This is a genomic window from Marinomonas sp. ATLA20, assembly GCF_057180105.1.
Genome location: NZ_JBXUKU010000001.1, coordinates 335988 through 353373, shown reverse-complemented (window position 1 = coordinate 353373; position 17386 = coordinate 335988). Strand labels below are relative to the sequence as shown.

Here is a 17386-nt window from a genome sequence, read left to right as displayed (position 1 = left end):
ATATGAAGGGACCCAATCCAGATAACAAAGAGCCGATGAAGGGCTTCCCACAAGTAGGTTATCTCAAAAATTTCATTACCCGAGACAATATAATCGTTGGCGATTATACCTATTACGATGATCCAGATGGGCCAGAACGTTTTGAAAACAATGTGCTTTATCACTTTGATTTTATTGGCGATAAGCTCATTATCGGTAAATTTTGCGCCATCGCAAAAGACGTTAAATTCATTATGAATGGTGCCAACCACGCCAACGCAGGTTTCTCAACATATCCGTTTTACATCTTTGGTAATGGTTGGGAAAAAGCGGCGCCAAAGGCAGGAGATTTACCCTACAAAGGCAATACGAATATAGGGAATGACGTCTGGATCGGCTACGACGCCACCATCATGCCCGGCGTACAAATCGGTAACGGTGCCATCATCGCCAGCAAGTCCGTCGTAACATCAGACGTGCCAGCTTACAGCGTGGTCGGTGGTAATCCTGCCAAGGTCATCAAATACCGTTTTGACGAGCTAACCATTCAAGCATTACAAGACATTGCATGGTGGGACTGGAGCGCCGAGAAAATAACCCAACATTTAGACGCCATTGTCGGTGCCGATTTGAATCGGTTACATGCCGCCAAAGACGACTAATCAAGGCAAGTACTAGGAAGATTAATCACATGACCATCAACATCCGCACCATACAAGCAACAGACGCCGCCGCTTGGTCAGCCCTAAGAATCGAGTTTCTACCAGAAATCAAAGATATCAGCCAAGCGGAAGTCGATGCTTTCTTTCATGGAAGCTATCCAAATGTACAAGAGGTGTTGATTGCGCTTGATGATGCCCAAAAGATGATCGGATTTATCGAGCTGAACCTTCGCGACAATGTCCCTGGCAGTAGCCAGCAAACCACGCCTTACATCGAAGCTTGGTTTGTTTCACAGGATTGCCAAGGACAAGGTATTGGCAAAGCCTTGATTCACGCCGCCGAGGAATGGGCCAAACAACAAGGTTTTCAGGAACTTGGAAGCGACGTACCGATAACCAACGAAAAAAGCGTGAACCTTCACAAACAACTTGGCTTTAACGAAATAGAACGCGTGGTGTGTTTGCTGAAACCTTTGAAGAGGTAAATATCATGATCAAACAAGTCGGCCCAACAGAGATAAGACTTAAACACAAAGCTAGTTGTCATTGTGGTGCAGTTGAATTGGAATTAACTCTGCCTAACGGCATCGAAAATCCAAGGCGCTGTGATTGCTCTATTTGCCGTCGTAAAGGTGCCATCGTAGGTTCTGTCACGCTAGATAACCTTCGCATAGTAAAAGGCCATGATGTGTTAAAGCTTTATCAATTCAACACCAACACAGCCAAGCATTTTTTCTGTTCAAACTGTGGAATTTACACTCACCATCAGCGTCGATCCTTTCCTGATTTATACGGCTACAACATAGGGTGTCTTGAAGGAGTGAACCCTTATGATCTTGGTGAAATAGAAACCACCGATGGTGTCAACCATCCGTCTGATAGGGCATAGCATATGGGTACAAATACCGAGTCAGACAATAAACCCCGCTGCGCGTGGGCCAGCACCGCGCCAGACTTTCCTCATTACCACGATAACGAATGGGGTTTTCCTGTCGATGACGATCAGCGCTTATTTGAAAAACTCTGCTTAGAGACTTTTCAATCGGGTTTGAGCTGGCGCACGATCTTGAGCAAGCGTGACAATTTTCGTCTCGCCTTCGAGAGTTTCGACTTTCATAAAGTGGCATTATTTGGTGAGAAAGAAATAGCAGAATTACTTAACAACCAAGGCATAGTGCGTAACAAACGCAAAATTCTTGCGGTGATTAATAACGCGCAACGCGCTATTGAAATGGTCGAAAGAGAAGGTTCGCTAGCCGCGTTTATCTGGCGTTATGAACCTAACGAGAACACCCTGCCACCACCCGAAACCCAAACCACCTGTCCAGAATCCGTTGCCCTTTCCAAAGAACTCAAAAAACGCGGCTGGCAATTCGTTGGTCCAACGACCATATACGCCTTCATGCAATCCATGGGACTCATCAACGACCATGCGGAAGACTGTTTTCTGCGGGAGGAAATTGATAAAGCAAGGAAGGGGTTTGTGAGGCCATAAAAACACATCCCATTGATGCACTCATTTTTGCGTATGAATCACGGCTTTCAAATCAAAATTAAGGGATTTAAGTACTTTTACTATGGTGTCAAATTGCGGCCGAGAACCGGATCTGAGGGCTTTGTAAAGGCTTTCACGCCCTAGCCCGCTGTCTTTGGCTATCTGAGTCATGCCTCGTGCTTTGGCAATATGACCAAGTGCATGAATAAGCTCGTCAGTATCACCATCTTTAAGCACCATAGACAAATACGTGGCAATGTCTTCGTCGGTACGAAGTTGCTCAGCCATATCAAAGTTGGTCAGTTCTTTTATTGAAGTCATCTTGTCTCACCCAGTTTTGTGGCTCGCTGTTTAGCCAATTCTATGTCTCTGCTTTGCGTCGATTTATCGCCACCAGCCAACATTATGATCAAAGTCGTCCCGCGTTGAACGTAATACATTCTCCAACCTGGTCCAAAATGCTCCCTCATTTCATACAAACCATCGCCTACAGGCTTAACATCGCCAAGTAATCCACGTGACGCCTTTTCTAAGCGGCGAGCCAAACGAATTCTAGTCGAGTGATCTTTTAGTCGGCGCAGCCAAAGGTTGAACTCATCCGTGAGTTTAATATCATACATAAAAAATCCGTATCCATTTGAATACAGTATGGTTGTTTTTTAACCTAATCTCAATGTTTTTTTCCACTTTCATACAATCCATGGGACTCATCAACGACCATGCAGAAGACTGTTTTATGCGGAAGAAGATTGATAAAGCGAGGAAGGAGTTTACGCGCTATAAGCTAACAAAAAATATCATATAAGAAATTTACTTTTGAAGAAAAAGCGCCTAATTTTATCTAATCTGATTTAGGAAAAAATGTGTAATTTTCATATTTAACTATTAGATAAAGAACATGAAAAACTACAGTTTCTATGTGGGTTAAAGAACATAATTAAGGACAGCCTAAATGATTTTTAGCAAGAAAAAAGACAAGCCATCGACTTCAACCCCAGAGAATCAAAAACTAAAGCAGTGCCATGATGAGTTAAACGCGATAAAGCAAAATACTGCCTGTATCAGCTTTGATGTGAATGGCATTATATTGGATGCTAATCCGATTTTCTTGGAAGCTGTGGGCTACACACTAGAACAAATCGTCGGTAAACATCATCGTATATTTTGTGATGCAGAATATACAAAGTCCACCGAATACAAAGCATTTTGGGATGACCTCAAAGCAGGCAAATCTTTCCACGGTACTTTTCTACGCTTTAAGCAAAACAAGCAACCTATTCACCTAGAAGCCAGCTACTTTCCTGTGTCCGATGACACAGGCAAAGTGACGAAGATACTCAAAATAGCGAACGACATCACCACGATACAAGAATCCTTGGCAAATAAGAATGCGGTGTTGACAGCGTTAGACCGTTCCCTTGCAGTCATAGAGTTTGATCCTGAAGGCAATATACTCCACGCCAATAACAACTTTTTGAGAACAATGAAATGCGAGCTAAAAGCCATTGTTGGTAAACATCATAAAATGTTCTGTGATGATAAATTCTACAGAGAACATCCTAATTTTTGGTCCGAATTAGCACATGGACAGCATTCATCTGGGCGCTTCCAACGCTTTGATGGCGAAGGAAAAATTATATGGTTAGAAGCGACATACAACCCAATTTTTGATGAAAAAGGTCGCGTCTACAAAGTCATTAAGTTCGCTTCAGACATTTCAGAACGCGTTAATAATGCGATGAACGCGATTGAACTGGCCGCAGCCACCTCGGAACAAACCAGCCAAGTATCGTCTAATGCCGTCAGCATTCTGAATGCATCAGTACAAACGTCCAATGATATTGCAGACAAAGTAAAAGATGCAGCAGAAATAGGTGATTTGCTTAAAGTCCAATCTAAAAGTATTTCAGACATCGTTGTCACCATTCGCTCTATTGCCGATCAAACCAACTTGCTTGCTCTCAACGCCGCGATAGAAGCTGCTCGAGCTGGCGACGCTGGGCGCGGCTTCTCTGTAGTGGCTGATGAAGTCCGTAAACTGGCCAGCAATACCGCCACAGCAACAGCAGAAATTGCCTCGGTTGTAGAAAAGAACCACAACCTGATCAATGAAATGGATGAAATGCTGAGCTCAGTAACCGGCACAGCACTTCATGGCAAAGAAAGTATTAACGAAGTATCACGAGGTCTCACTGAGATTTCAGCAGGTGTGGCGAGGTTCGTCGAAATGGTCGACAAAATGAAGGATTAACCCTTTTCATCCTAAGAGCTAACTCAATCAAATCGAGTTAGCTCTTTGACTCCAAGCATTACTTCACTTCCTTTCAAGCAATATCATGTTTCAGTAAAACGCCCTTTAATTGTGCAAAAATAAAGTATTGCATCGAAACATTTTCGGTCTTAACGTCAATTATTGCTGGTCACAAAATGCACGATTAAGTCTTTTCAATCAGGCTTGAATGATGGACAGTGGTAACAATAAGAATGGTGCAGTGAATTAATTTATGTCAATTAAAGAGATAGCAACCCAGTTGGAGTTGTCGGTATCCACGGTGTCACGAGCACTGAACGATTACCCAGACATTAGCCCGAGTACGAAGAAGCGTGTGCTAAAAGAAGCAGCGCGACAGGGCTACCAATTGAAAGGGCCAGAAATGGCGCACTGGGTGCAAGCAAAACGTGTGATCACGGCGATTATTCCTTGCCAAGACACGCAATATCTCGACCCCATTCTTTCGAAGGTGTTGGCTGGGACTCGACATGCGCTGCAAGCAGAGGGTTATTTACTGCAAGTGGTGGCAATCGATACCGGCAAACAGGAATTAAGTGAGTTTGAACGCCTAGTAAAAGCGGGCGATCAAGACGGTTTTCTACTCCTTCGCACTCGGGTTAACGACCCGAAAGTCCATCGTTTACTGAAACTTAACGTACCTTTTGTGTGTTACGGACGCACCGAGCGCGCGGCGCAATTTGCTTGGCTGGATTTGGATAATTACCAAGTCGGTCATTTAAGCCTTAGCCGCCTGTATGAACAAGGACACCGTCAAATTGGCGTGGTGTCAGTAAGCGATCGGTATTTTTTCGCCCAAGAAAGACGACGCGGCATTCAAGATGCCGCCGAGCAAGTTGGGTTTTCTCTTGCGTCTGAACAATGGTTAGAAGTGGGCTATGACGAGGAAGAAAGTTACCTCGCTTGTGCCGAATTTTTGATCCAGCACCCAGATATCACCGCGTTGATTTGCCTAACCAGCACCAGCGCGCGTGCCGCCGCATTGGCGGCCATGCGATTGCACAACACACAGTTTAATGAAAGAGAAAAAACAGTATGTGTGATTGGTTGTGATACACCCGCAGATGAGCTGACCGCCAGTATGGGGATCACCAGCATCCAGCAAGCGCCACCAGCACTAATAGGTGAGCAACTTGCCCAGATGATGGTAGCGCGCATCAAAGGGACTCCGGTGAAGGACCTACAAGTCGTTTTAGCTCCGGGGGTTGTGTCGATAGGACTTTAATAACACACGTTTTTAGAGTCGTAAGAAGCAGACAAATAACAACAAGAGGAAGCCACAATGAAAACTAAAACGTCACTATTCGTCGCCGGCACAGTGCTGGCAAACGGACTCCTGATAAGTCAGCTCGCTCACGCTGCCACAGTAGAATTTTGGACAGCACAAACCCAAACTGATCGCTTACAAAATATCGAATTACTTGCCAGCACCTTTGAAGCTTTAAACGATGGCGTGACGGTCAAAGTCGTCGCGGTTGATGAAAACGAAATGGCAACACAAATGGCCGCTGCCGTTGCTGCTGGTACCACTCCGCAACTGATTGAAGTGAACTCCGAAATCATCATGGCGCTGGGAGAAGAAGGCGTAGTCGACACAAAAGCACACCAAGACGTGATCAAAGACATCGGCAAGAATCGCTTTCATAAAGGCGCACTGACAACACTCGCGTCACCTTCTGGTGAGTACTATGGTTTGCCTTATCATGGTTTCATACAGGGCATTTGGTATCGCAAAGATTGGTTCGATGAAAAAGGCTTAGCGGCACCAAACACTTGGGAAAATATCGAAACGGCTGCCAAAGCGCTGACCGACAAAGCCAATAATCAGTACGGTATTTTGGTCGGCACCAAACAAGACAGCTACACAGAACAAGTATTTACTCAACTGGCACTATCCAATAATGCCAGTGAATTCGATGCCAAAGGCAATTTGGTTTTCAACAGCCCGGCGACTCTCGAAACCATCGAATATTACAAAGAATTAGCTAAATACAATCCGCCAGGCCCACAGAACTGGCGCGCCCGTGATTATTACTTACAAGGCAAAATGGGCATGTTTTTCTATTCCACTTACATAATGGATGATCTTGCTCTCGCAGAAGTCGCTAAAGGCTCTTTGTCTTCGGAAAATTTCAAAGAACTTAGCGGCGGCACCTTCGACCCTGAATTGGTGAAAAACACCGCGTTTGCACCGATTATCACTCACAAAAGCGCCGCATCTTACGGCACCTTGTCTGGTCTTGTGGCGCTGAAAACGAAAAGTGCGGAAGACACTAAAGCCACCAAAGACTTCATTGAATTTATGTACGATCCAGCCAGTTACATCACCTTCCTCCACATGGCGCCAGGTGGTATGAATCCTATGCTAAAAGGCATTGCGGAAGATCCAGCCTATTTGGAAGACCCAAATGGTGTATTCAAACTCTATGGCGCAGAAAAGATGAAACAGATCGTTTCTGGCTTTGACGACATTCGCTCTTTCTCTGTGGTGGAAGGCAAAACCTTCCCAGCGTCTGGTGCCATCTTTGCTAAGTCAGTCATTCCTCGCATGATCTACGACGTGACCATTGAAGGAAAAGATCCGCAAGCGGCCCTAGACAGTGCAGAAGCGGAAATGAAAGCCATCATGGGTCAATAAAGTCTCAACCCCCTCCCTACCTCCCCCTTAGCAGGGGGAGGAGCGCTAAGGGCTTTGTATTATTCCCTCCCCTTATTAAGGGAAGGGCTAGGGTGGGGTTAAATATAGATAAGGGAAGCGACTATGTCTTCAATTCTGGTAAAAAGCGAAGCTCGGCTCGGCCTGAAACTGGTCGCGCCAGCGGTCGGCATCATTGGCTTGCTGGTGATTTACCCAATACTGTTCAACATTTATCTGAGCTTTTTTGATGTTCAACTCAATGGCACCAAGACGTTTGTCGGCATGGAGAATTACACGGATTTGCTCGGCAATCCGCGTTATTACCATTCCATCGGCGTGTCGGTTATTTACCTAATCGGAACCGTCGTCGGAACGACCGTGTTGGGCTTGGCGGCCGCCATTTTGATGAATCAAGAGTTTCGCTTTCGCAACCTTGCTCGCGGTTTGATTCTCCTTCCCTACTTCGCACCGGTAATTAGTGTGGTGTTTGGTTGGCAGTTTATTTTCGATCCTGTGAACGGCATTTATAACCACGTGGTGGTCGATGTGTTGCACCTGACCGACACACGGGAAAACCTAATCGGCAACCCAGACTCGGCTCTCTTTGTCGTGATTGTTTTCGATATTTGGAAGCATTTTCCGATCGCCTATTTGCTGTTTCTCGCCAAGTTACAAAGTGTGCCAAAAGATCTCTATGAAGCCGCTGCCATTGATGGACAAAACGCGTGGGGGCGTTTCTGGCATGTGACCTTGCCAGAGCTAAGATTCGTCATTGCCACCGTGGTGCTATTACGGGTGATTTGGAATTTGAACCGCTTTGAAGATGTTTACTTGCTTGCACCCAATGTCGAAACCTTGCCAATTTTCACATATTACCAAGCGTTCGCAGGCATCGTCGATCAAGGCGTAGCAGCCGCGATTTCAGTGATTCAATTACTCGTGCTGGTCGGTTTAATTTGGCTGTACGTTCGTAAAGTCCTTAAGTGGTAGGGGAAGAATATGATGAATAAACGCTCAACCACCCAGTCTGTGATCTTGTATGCTCTGGTGCTCGCTTTGGTGATTTTCTGCGTGTTTCCATTTCTGCAGATTCTCTCGACCTCGTTAAAGCACCCAATTGATTGGGGCAACCCGTCTCTCATTCCGCGAGTATTACATTTGGATGCCTACAAAGAGCTGCTTGGCTTGATGCCTGCAAAAGAGGTCGATGTACCCGCTAGTGTGCAACGTTTACTCGACAACCCAGCGTTGTCGGCCGAGAAGAAACAAATGCTGCTGGAAAAGTTTAGCTCCGGCGGTGATGTGTTTCCATTTGGTCGCTACATGCTCAATACCTTTGTGATTTCCTTTATCACAGGAATTTGCTCAACTTTCTTGGCCTCTCTTGCGGCCTACGCCATTGCACGCTTACGCTTCCCAGCGCAGTCCTTAATGGCAAACGGCGTGCTGTTCGTCTACATGGTTGGCGGTGTTTTACTGATGGTTCCGCTTTATCAAATGAGCGTTAACGTCGGCTTAGCATCCAGTGCCGCAGGGACGATTTTCAGTCTGTTTTTGATTTACCTGATTCAGACCTTGCCCGTCGCCATGTACATGCTGGGCAATTACTTCCGCACCATTCCCTTCTCCTTAGAAGAAGCGGCAATGATGGACGGTTGCTCAAGAGTAGAAGCCTTCTGGCGCATCATTATGCCCTTGTCGAAGCCCATGCTGTTTACCGTGTTTATCTATTGTTTTGTCATCGCTTGGAACGAGTATTTGTTTGCTTCCGTGTTCCTCAAACAATACCAAGATTTCCAAACCTTGCCGCTGGCATTACAAACTTTGTTTACCTCGAAAAACGCCATTTGGGATCGCATCATGGCCGCGTCCATGTTGACGCTTTTACCTGTGGTGATTTGTTTCATGTTGGCAAATAAACATTTGTCAGGCGGACTTACCGACGGCGGCGTGAAAGGATAAATATGATTATTGTGTTTCATGGATATTTTTTGAAAGGTTAACAACTAACAAAACGTCACGAGCGAAGATCAGACAAGGAAAAAGTGAGCGAAAAAGCGGAGTTTATAGTTATAAATGAGCATTTTGAGCGATCTTTTGACGCAGTATCATCGAGCGCAGTAGTTTTGTAGGAGTAGAATATGAGTTCAGTGATCTTACGTAACGTAAATAAGTCTTATGGCAACTTGCCGATAGTGAAGAACCTCAACCTAGAAGTAAAAGACGGTGAGTTTGTCGTGCTGGTTGGCCCAAGTGGTTGCGGTAAAAGCACCACGCTGCGCATGGTGGCAGGGTTGGAAGACATCACCCAGGGAGAAATCCAGATTGGCAGCCGCGCCATTAATGATTTGCCACCACACAAACGCAACATCGCCATGGTGTTCCAAAACTACGCCTTGTATCCGCATATGTCGGTGCGAGAAAACATCGTCTTTGGCTTGAAAAAATCAGGGGCGGACGCGGAGACCATCAAGACAAAACTGACTGACGTGTCAGAAATGCTCAAGCTCGACGATTATTTGGATCGCAAACCCGCAGATTTATCTGGCGGTCAGCGCCAACGAGTCGCCATGGGGCGCGCTCTTGCCCGAGATGCGGATGTGTATTTGTTTGATGAGCCCTTATCGAACCTAGACGCCAAACTGCGTCATCACATGCGTACCGAAATCGCTCGCATTCAGCACCAATACAACATGACGGCGATCTACGTTACCCACGATCAGATCGAAGCCATGACCTTAGGCGACCGCGTTGTCGTCATGCGCGATGGCATCGTCGAACAAGTCGGCACGCCAATGGAGATTTACCTGCAGCCGACCAACACCTTTGTCGCGACCTTTATTGGCTCTCCCGCGATGAACTTGATCGAAGCCAAAATAGAAGGCGAAGATCTGGTATTCGACAATTACCGACTGCCAGCGGCGAAAATCGCCAATGTGGACTTACACGACCTTAAATCCCATGACACAGTGTTAGTGGGCATTCGCCCTGACTTCTTTGAAGACAGTGCCTTATCATCTCCTAGCGATAACCTATTTGAATTCAACGACATACAAGTAGAACTGGTGGAAAACCTCGGCTTCGACAAAGAAATCATGTTCAAACTCGGCGGCGAAGACGCCAAAGCCCGACTCGACTTACGCTCCCACGTCAAACGCCAAGAGAATATCTCGATGTCGGTAGATTTGAACCGAGTCTTGCTATTCGACACCAGCCCACAAGGCATGCTGTTGAACTCTGGGGAAATTTGAGGAGATCAGACGCCAAATAAAACTCTATTCTTAGTTGGGTAGGATCAAAAAATGAAGTATATTTTTTTATTCAATAGATGATGTTGTATAAAAAATTATGTCCCAATCGACCTTAGACACAAGGCTCACTTGCGAGCCGCTATCAAGCGAACCGCAGCTGATTCAGTCGTTGTATGCTGCGCTGCTCGAAAAAGAAGGCTTTCATACTTTTCTCGATTTATTGGTGAAGTCTATCAATGCTTGTGCCGCTGAGTTGGTGGTCATTCGAAAAGCCCCTTTAAAAATAGAGAACATTTGGTACGCGGGCCTCTCTTTGGAATTTATGGAGTGGTACATTAGCAACAATATGATTGAAAGCGATTTAGTTTCTAACAATGCCATTCATTGTCGCCCTGGATTATTTCAAACTGCGCTATCTTTGATTGAGCAAGTCAAACACCTGCCAGATTACGATCGGTGGCAGCAAGATCAAAACATGATTGATAGTGCTTGGCTCGTTATCGACAGTACAGAAACACATACAACACTACTGGCTATGCAAAGAACGGTGGAGCAAGGTGCTTATCAAGACGTGGAGCTTGCACAGCTCAATCGTTTGGTACCTTTTATCAGACAAGCCGTACTGCTATATAAACAACTTGATAAAGCCAATGTCGCAACACAGTCTATGGCTGCTCTTATTGATGCGCTGCCCAATCCCAGTTTCATTCTAAATGAACGATCTGAGCTGATTTATGCGAATCAAAAAGCCAAAGACTTCTTATCAGGACACGATCAAATATCTGTCAAAAACAAACGTCTTGAGTTCAAAAATGCCCAACATACAAACTCATTTTTAACGGCGTCAACCCAAATTATTCGTGCCAGCATGGGCCAAGGTATTTATGATAATGATGTCATTATCTTTAAGGCAAGTGGCACAGAACCTGTAGTTATGACGCTTGCCCCAATTGAAGGCAGCGGTATTTTGGCCACTTTGTATGATAGCGCTAAACGTTCAATGCCTACACCAGAATTGATCGCGGCGTATTTTGATCTATCCCCTGCCGAATCTAAGCTGTGTGCCGATTTAGTTCTAGGGATGAGCTTGAAAGAAATTGCCGAAAATCGTTCTAAAAGTGAAGCTACCATTCGTTCTCAGCTAAAACAGATATTTCCTAAGGCTGGCGTGAATCGTCAAGGTCAGCTCATCTGTACCGTCCTCATGGCATTAATGCAGTGATTCTTGCTACCACGACGACTAAAAAACAGGCCCTTCATACCAAAGGTCTGAACATTTAACGATAGCTATATTTAACGCAAGGTTATGGTTTTATCAGTTCAGCAAGGGGTTGTTTCGCTTCGGCTAAGCCATCTCTTACACCGCTTTTGTTCTCAGTTGTCTGATTTTGGCTGAGCTTGTATTTGCCCTGAATGTCAGTCACGGTAATTTCAATACCAACGACTGCGGCTTGCAGTTTATCGATGTATTCTTGCGGCGCATCGGAGATTGACCAAGGAGCTGGTTGTTCTTTCTCATGAATATTGGTGAGTTTTTCCAGTAACGCTAATTTCCATTTAACGTCGTGGATAAAGTTGATATTACCTTTGATATGAACCGCTCGATAATTCCAAGTTGGAACGGCTTTACCATCTACTTTTTTGGAAGGGTACCAATTTGGTGAAATATAGGCGTTTTCGCCTTGGAAAACCGCCAAGACATCCGCTTGGTTCGCAACGTTCTGCCACAACTTATTCGCCTTGGCGATATGAGCTTGCAAGCAAACTCTCTTCTCATCATCAACATGAACCAACATAGGAATATGTTCAGCGTTTAAACCGTCTTCACCATTCGAAACTAACGTCGCGAAGGGAAAAGCTTTCACAAAGGCGAGCAGCTCTTCTTGGTCGTTTATTTCGAAATGCTTTGGTGTGTACATATCAGCTACCTATTTAGCATTAAAGTATTTAATCACTCAACAATGCAGCAGCACTACCACAAACTGTCATGATAAACAGAAACCACTTCAAATGGCTTGGGTTGGCTTTAATGGCCATTTTCACGGCGAGGAAGGATCCTAGCATGGTACCAGAAGCCAGTATTAGGCCAGGAATCCACAGAATCTGATCATTCCAAATAAAAACGCCTAACGCTAAAGCGGTAAAGCCCAACGTACAGACCATTTTTAGCGCGTTTGTTTTAACCAGATCGTAGCGTAAAGTACCAGCCAAAGCCGCAATAAGAATAAAGCCCACGCCAGCTTGCACAAAGCCGCCGTATACACCTGCAACAAACAAGGCAATCCATGCACTTGGCTTTTCTGATACTTTGAAAGGGACTGTACCTTCTGGTGGCGCAATCATGGTAGGACGGACGATCATGATTAACGTCATACCTATCATGGCACTCAGCAAAAGCGGTTTTAGCCAAGTTTCTGGAGCATAACTGGCGGCAAATGCGCCGACGACACCACCAAGTAACGACGGAATCATCACCGGAAGAATATCTGCGTTATCCAGTTTTTTCGCTTTACGAAAGCCAAACGTGGCGGCTACATTCTGTAAAAACACGCCAACCCGATTGGTCGCGTTGGCGATATCGGCTGGCATCCCCATTACCATTAAGGCTGGCAATGTCAGGTTAGATCCACCACCTGCGAGAGTATTAATAATGCCCGCAAGAAAACCAGTCCCGATCAAAAGCGAAACAGTGAATACACTGTAATCCATAACATTGTCCTTAAATGGGGGTTATATAAATCAGAATAAAAATAGGAGGGGATGATAAGGATAATAAGCAGGATTAACAAAAGGTTTTTTGGTTTCTTTTAGCAACTAAATAAATACAAATTACTACAGACATATGTTTAAAAATGACCTAGATTAATAGCAGTGACAATGGAAAATTGCATTAGAGAACCCTGCCACCCAGCACCCTTCTTTAATTCGTTATAGTCCTTACATTATATTCAGTACTCAAGTGAGGTATTCATGACAGTTAGATCTAAAATAATTGCGCTAATGGCTGCGGGCGTTATTCTCCCCGTTTTCATTGTCTCTGCTGTTATTATCAGCGAAGTTCGTACCAATGCCCTGAAAAATTTTGAGAATCAAAGTCAGGCAGAAATTGGCCATGTTGATACAATCTTCTCGATGTATTTGAATAACCTTGCTGAAAATGTGTCGTTTTTCGCAAGATCGGGCGCCCTAAACGAACTTACTCCAAACAGCATCGCCAGTTACGCAAACAAAACTACCCAAGAAATGATGACGCCGGATCAAAACTCTCCGCAAGAACAAAAAGCCTTTGCGCTAATGGACGATTTTGGTAAGACACACCCAGACTTAGCGTATATTTGGTTGGGGACAAACGACTCAGGCTATCTTCAATGGCCAATAGGTAAGAACGGCATAAAGTACGATTCTACAGAGCGCAGCTGGTACAAACAGTCTATTAATAGCAAAACGCCTATCCGTACACCATCCTATAAAGATTCATTTACAGGCGCGCCTTTAGTCGATTACTTACAACGTTTTGAAGGTCAAAACGGCCTGTATGGTACTGTCGGTGTTGATGTAACCTTAAAAAAACTGACAGAATTATTAGCTAAGGTGAAGTTTGGCGGAGAAGGTTATGTAGTCATGGTGGAAGATACGGGAACCGTTCTCGCCGACCCTGTTGATCCCGAAAACAACTTTAAAGCCATTAAAGATGCCTCACGCCCTTATTCTACACTTAACGACAGCAGCTCACTTCAAGAGTTAACCATAGGCGGAGAAAGATGGTTCGCTATGGTTTATACGTCTCCAGCCCTTAACTGGAAGTTTATTGGCTTGGTACCAAGCCAAGTTATTTACGCTCAAGCCAATAGCTTAATTGTCACTACTGTGATTATTGCGCTCGTCATGATCGTTATCTTTATGACAATTGGTGCTATTTTATCTGGTGTTGTTATTCGACCTGTCAGAGTAATGGCTGACCGCTTGACCGATATTAGTCAAGGCGAAGGGGATTTAACACAACGCTTAGAAGTAAAAGACAAAGACGAATCTGGTCAGATGGCATCAGCATTTAATCAGTTTGTCACATCGATAGACAGTATCGTTGGCCATGCCAAATCGTCTTGTGAACAAATCAGTCAGGTAGCGAACAAGTCTGAAGGTCTATCGTCAGAACTAAGCAACATTGTATCTCATCAAGTGAATTCTGTTGATCACGTGTCTACCGCCTTTAACGAAATGGTCGCTACCGCGAATGAAGTGGCTTCGAACTGCAGTAGCGCAGCGGCCGCTGCGGAAAACAGTGAAACACAAGTACAAGAAGGCAATAAACTGATTCAGCAAACGATGGACTCTTTGAACAGCCTAGAAAAAGAAATCCATAGTTCAAATGAAAGCATGATCGAGTTAACAAAAGACTCTGAAAGTATCGTGGGTATTTTAGACACGATTAAAGCCATCGCAGAACAAACCAACTTACTCGCGTTAAATGCCGCAATAGAAGCGGCTCGTGCAGGTGAGCAAGGTCGAGGATTCGCGGTTGTAGCAGATGAAGTCCGTACACTAGCAGGAAGAACGGCAGAATCGACTACCGAAATAGATAACATGCTCACGAAGCTAAAACAGCAAACAGGATCGGTTGCGAACAAGATGAGTAACAGCGTTACAGTCGCAAAAGATTCGGTTGTATTGGCTTCTCAAACCTACCAAGTGTTTGAAAAAATCCTTCACTCTGTGTTGGAGATTAAAGACATGATGATTCAAATCAGTGCCTCTGCAGAGGAACAACATTTGGTGGCAGAAGAAATTAACACCAATGTGATCGTGATCCACGATGGTACAATTAAAACCAGCGATCTTTCTCAGCAAGTGTCACAAACGGCAACCGCACTTAATCAGTTGTCGGCTGAACTGCAAAGCATGGTAGCACGCTTCAAGTCTAGCCAGCCTTAATCATCCTATTGTCAAAAACAAGAAAACCTAGCCCCAACATCTGGGCGCTAGGTTTTTTTATTAACAATGAAAACGCTATAAACGCTCTAATAAGCAATTAACAACAGCTTGATTCACACTGTGCGCAAGATCAGGTATAAGGTCATAAGTCGTCCTTGCGCCGCAGCCTATAAGCACATCATACGCCGCTTTAGACCATTGATAATCAATCACATTGTCTTGATTGCCATGGATAAAATGCACTTTCGTATCCTCTGCAGAATGGGTTAGCACAGAATCTACTGGCTCTTCAGGCAATACAGCAAACCGCCCCGATAAAGACACTATTTTTTCCGCTAATGAATCGTCCACCATTTGTGCCGAAGATAAAGACATAATCGCGCCTTGAGAAAAGCCTATCAAGGTGGTTTGCTCTGCGTTTAGTGCGCTTTTTTGTTGCCAATACTTTATGGTGTCAACAAAACGCGGCATCGCTTCTTTTATTCGTTCGACACGATTTTCTTCCGTTACTCCTTGCACAGAGAACCACTGATAACCCTGCCCAAAGTCAGACGCATCAGGAGCTTGTATTGAAACAACAACCGCATTAGGAAATGATTTAGCAAGAATATCCGCCATAGGAGCTAAACTTTGCGGCGTAGCACCAACACCATGGAATAATAAAAACAGACGCGTTGGCGAGCTAGGTTCTTGTATCAAAAGAGTAGACATGCAGAATCCTTATAAAAAATCACTTAATATCATGAGTACTCTATTATTTCACAAAATCAATATATATAGGCTGTTTCTTAAATCTCTATTTCATATTTAGAAATAATTAGAAACAGAATACTCACATTAAAAAATACTCGTCCACTTTTCGGTTGTTGCTGCAAAGGCAAACACGCTAATCTCATTCAATCAGCACAACGTCAATAAAGATGAACTCAACTATCATTTAAACAACGGACTAGAGCATGTTAATAACCGATGAGAAACAAGCCGATGGCTATTATCAAGCCCTACTAAACCGAGAGCCGAGCTATGTTGGTGTGTTTTTTGTTGGTGTTAAAACCACCTCAATTTTCTGTATTGCAACGTGCCGAGCACGCAAACCAAAACGTGAAAACGTTGAGTTTTACACGCATTTCAAAGACGCCATGGACGCTGGTTTTCGTCCCTGCAAAGTCTGTCGACCTACTGAAAACGCCCATGAAGCCCCCTATGAAGTGCAAGCGGCAATGAATCTTGTACGAGATTGCACTAAGGCGAAAATCACCGACCAAGCATTAAGAGAATCTGGAATACGGCCCATCTTTGTGCGCCGTTGGTTTAATCAACATTACGGTATGACTTTTCAAACCTTTCAGCGTATGTATCGAATTAATTATGCCTTTCAAGAATTAAAGACAGGCAAAAGCGCCACCAATACTGCGCTGGATTCAGGCTACGATTCGTTGAGTGGTTTCGGTTACACTTTTAAAAAGTTACTCGGTCATGCACCGACTCTAAATTTGGAGAATGCTGTGATTTTAATTGATAGGCTAACAACGCCCATTGGCCCTATGTTTGTTTGCGCAACAGATGAAGGAATTTGTTTATTGGAATTCGTTGATCGACGCATGTTAGAAACCGAATTTGAAGACTTACAGCGCCGTTTAAAAGCGCCCATCGTAGCGGGAGAAAATGCGCATATTAAGCAACTCAAACAAGAACTAGAAGAGTATTTTCTAGGTAATAGAACTGAATTTAGTGTACCGCTTCATACACCAGGAACCGACTTTCAAAATGCCGTCTGGCAGATGCTTGGCACTATTCCATTTGGTGAAACCGCCAGCTACCAAGAACAAGCTACGCGTTTAAACAATCCCAAAGCGGTCAGAGCTGTCGCCAGAGCCAACGGCATGAATCGCATTGCCATTGTTATTCCTTGCCATCGAGTCATTGGCAAAGACGGCAGCTTAACTGGTTATGCGGGGGGATTAGAGCGAAAACGCTGGCTGCTTGATCATGAAAAAGAACACAGTCATAACCTCGTGAAAGGCTGAGTCAAACGATTCAAATGTCCGTAGTTTCATGAATACATCAAGGTTGTGTCATGGCAATGTAATTTCCATCTACAAGGCTTGAAATGACCGCTTAGCCAGTTCATCTTCTACA

Annotated in this window: 18 protein-coding genes; 13 read left to right on the top strand and 5 right to left on the bottom strand. The window is 44.5% G+C overall.

The features are described 5' to 3' along the window. Nucleotides 1–2: 2 nt before the first annotated feature. Genes AC2A4J_RS01530 through AC2A4J_RS01515 form a run of 4 tightly spaced genes read left to right on the top strand, consistent with a single transcriptional unit; the run spans nucleotide 3 to nucleotide 2136 of the window. The gene (locus tag AC2A4J_RS01530; RefSeq protein ID WP_484174627.1) at nucleotides 3–641 is read left to right on the top strand and encodes a Vat family streptogramin A O-acetyltransferase; all 639 of its coding nucleotides are present in this window, start codon (nucleotides 3–5) and stop codon (nucleotides 639–641) included. A 29-nt stretch (nucleotides 642–670) separates the two neighbouring features. Further along, nucleotides 671–1126, top strand: a complete 456-nt coding sequence (locus tag AC2A4J_RS01525; RefSeq protein ID WP_484174626.1) for an N-acetyltransferase family protein — start codon at nucleotides 671–673, stop codon at nucleotides 1124–1126. Nucleotides 1127–1131: 5 nt separating this feature from the next. Beyond that, the gene (locus AC2A4J_RS01520; RefSeq protein ID WP_484174625.1) at nucleotides 1132–1530 is read left to right on the top strand and encodes a GFA family protein; all 399 of its coding nucleotides are present in this window, start codon (nucleotides 1132–1134) and stop codon (nucleotides 1528–1530) included. Nucleotides 1531–1533: 3 nt separating this feature from the next. Then, nucleotides 1534–2136, top strand: a complete 603-nt coding sequence (locus AC2A4J_RS01515) for a DNA-3-methyladenine glycosylase I (protein WP_484174624.1) — start codon at nucleotides 1534–1536, stop codon at nucleotides 2134–2136. A 21-nt stretch (nucleotides 2137–2157) separates the two neighbouring features. Here AC2A4J_RS01515 and AC2A4J_RS01510 read toward each other — a convergent pair whose 3' ends face one another. Both AC2A4J_RS01510 and AC2A4J_RS01505 read right to left on the bottom strand, forming a co-directional pair. After that, nucleotides 2158–2457: an addiction module antidote protein gene (locus AC2A4J_RS01510; protein ID WP_205113106.1), complete on the bottom strand. Its 300-nt coding sequence runs from the start codon at nucleotides 2455–2457 to the stop codon at nucleotides 2158–2160. Then, complete coding sequence (locus AC2A4J_RS01505; protein ID WP_484174623.1) at nucleotides 2454–2756, bottom strand: type II toxin-antitoxin system RelE/ParE family toxin; 303 nt, start codon at nucleotides 2754–2756, stop codon at nucleotides 2454–2456. Before AC2A4J_RS01505 ends, AC2A4J_RS01510 begins: the two co-directional genes overlap by 4 nt. 332 nt (nucleotides 2757–3088) lie before the next feature. On the opposite strand from AC2A4J_RS01505, the gene AC2A4J_RS01500 reads away from it, so the two are divergent. From AC2A4J_RS01500 to AC2A4J_RS01470, 7 genes are all read left to right on the top strand, one after another. Continuing rightward, nucleotides 3089–4387: a methyl-accepting chemotaxis protein gene (locus AC2A4J_RS01500; protein WP_484174622.1), complete on the top strand. Its 1299-nt coding sequence runs from the start codon at nucleotides 3089–3091 to the stop codon at nucleotides 4385–4387. A 253-nt stretch (nucleotides 4388–4640) separates the two neighbouring features. Then, nucleotides 4641–5651, top strand: a complete 1011-nt coding sequence (locus AC2A4J_RS01495; protein WP_484174621.1) for a LacI family DNA-binding transcriptional regulator — start codon at nucleotides 4641–4643, stop codon at nucleotides 5649–5651. A 57-nt stretch (nucleotides 5652–5708) separates the two neighbouring features. Beyond that, the gene (locus AC2A4J_RS01490) at nucleotides 5709–7064 is read left to right on the top strand and encodes an ABC transporter substrate-binding protein (protein WP_484174620.1); all 1356 of its coding nucleotides are present in this window, start codon (nucleotides 5709–5711) and stop codon (nucleotides 7062–7064) included. 123 nt (nucleotides 7065–7187) lie between these two features. Continuing rightward, nucleotides 7188–8054, top strand: a complete 867-nt coding sequence (locus AC2A4J_RS01485; RefSeq protein ID WP_484174619.1) for a carbohydrate ABC transporter permease — start codon at nucleotides 7188–7190, stop codon at nucleotides 8052–8054. Nucleotides 8055–8063: 9 nt separating this feature from the next. Continuing rightward, entirely contained in the window at nucleotides 8064–9026 is a 963-nt protein-coding gene (locus tag AC2A4J_RS01480; protein ID WP_484174618.1) for a carbohydrate ABC transporter permease, read from the top strand. A gap of 179 nt (nucleotides 9027–9205) precedes the next feature. Beyond that, complete coding sequence (locus AC2A4J_RS01475; RefSeq protein WP_484174617.1) at nucleotides 9206–10315, top strand: ABC transporter ATP-binding protein; 1110 nt, start codon at nucleotides 9206–9208, stop codon at nucleotides 10313–10315. 97 nt (nucleotides 10316–10412) lie between these two features. Then, a complete protein-coding gene (locus AC2A4J_RS01470; RefSeq protein WP_484174616.1) occupies nucleotides 10413–11537 on the top strand; it encodes a helix-turn-helix transcriptional regulator in 1125 nt (374 codons plus the stop codon). An 82-nt stretch (nucleotides 11538–11619) separates the two neighbouring features. On the opposite strand, the gene AC2A4J_RS01465 is transcribed toward AC2A4J_RS01470, so the two are convergent. Together AC2A4J_RS01465 and AC2A4J_RS01460 are read right to left on the bottom strand one after the other, a co-directional pair. Next, on the bottom strand, nucleotides 11620–12234 hold the full coding sequence (locus AC2A4J_RS01465) for an FMN-binding negative transcriptional regulator (RefSeq protein ID WP_484174615.1): 615 nt from the start codon (nucleotides 12232–12234) through the stop codon (nucleotides 11620–11622). Nucleotides 12235–12262: 28 nt separating this feature from the next. After that, nucleotides 12263–13024 (bottom strand): sulfite exporter TauE/SafE family protein, encoded by a 762-nt coding sequence (locus AC2A4J_RS01460; RefSeq protein ID WP_484174614.1) that lies wholly within the window; start codon nucleotides 13022–13024, stop codon nucleotides 12263–12265. Nucleotides 13025–13285: 261 nt separating this feature from the next. On the opposite strand from AC2A4J_RS01460, the gene AC2A4J_RS01455 reads away from it, so the two are divergent. Further along, a complete protein-coding gene (locus AC2A4J_RS01455; protein WP_484174613.1) occupies nucleotides 13286–15247 on the top strand; it encodes a methyl-accepting chemotaxis protein in 1962 nt (653 codons plus the stop codon). Nucleotides 15248–15322: 75 nt separating this feature from the next. On the opposite strand, the gene ypfH is transcribed toward AC2A4J_RS01455, so the two are convergent. Then, a complete protein-coding gene (gene ypfH / locus AC2A4J_RS01450; RefSeq protein WP_255827405.1) occupies nucleotides 15323–15958 on the bottom strand; it encodes an esterase in 636 nt (211 codons plus the stop codon). Nucleotides 15959–16203: 245 nt separating this feature from the next. Between ypfH and AC2A4J_RS01445 the strand changes: the two genes are divergently transcribed. Beyond that, complete coding sequence (locus AC2A4J_RS01445; RefSeq protein WP_484174612.1) at nucleotides 16204–17274, top strand: bifunctional transcriptional activator/DNA repair enzyme AdaA; 1071 nt, start codon at nucleotides 16204–16206, stop codon at nucleotides 17272–17274. Nucleotides 17275–17386: the final 112 nt, after the last annotated feature.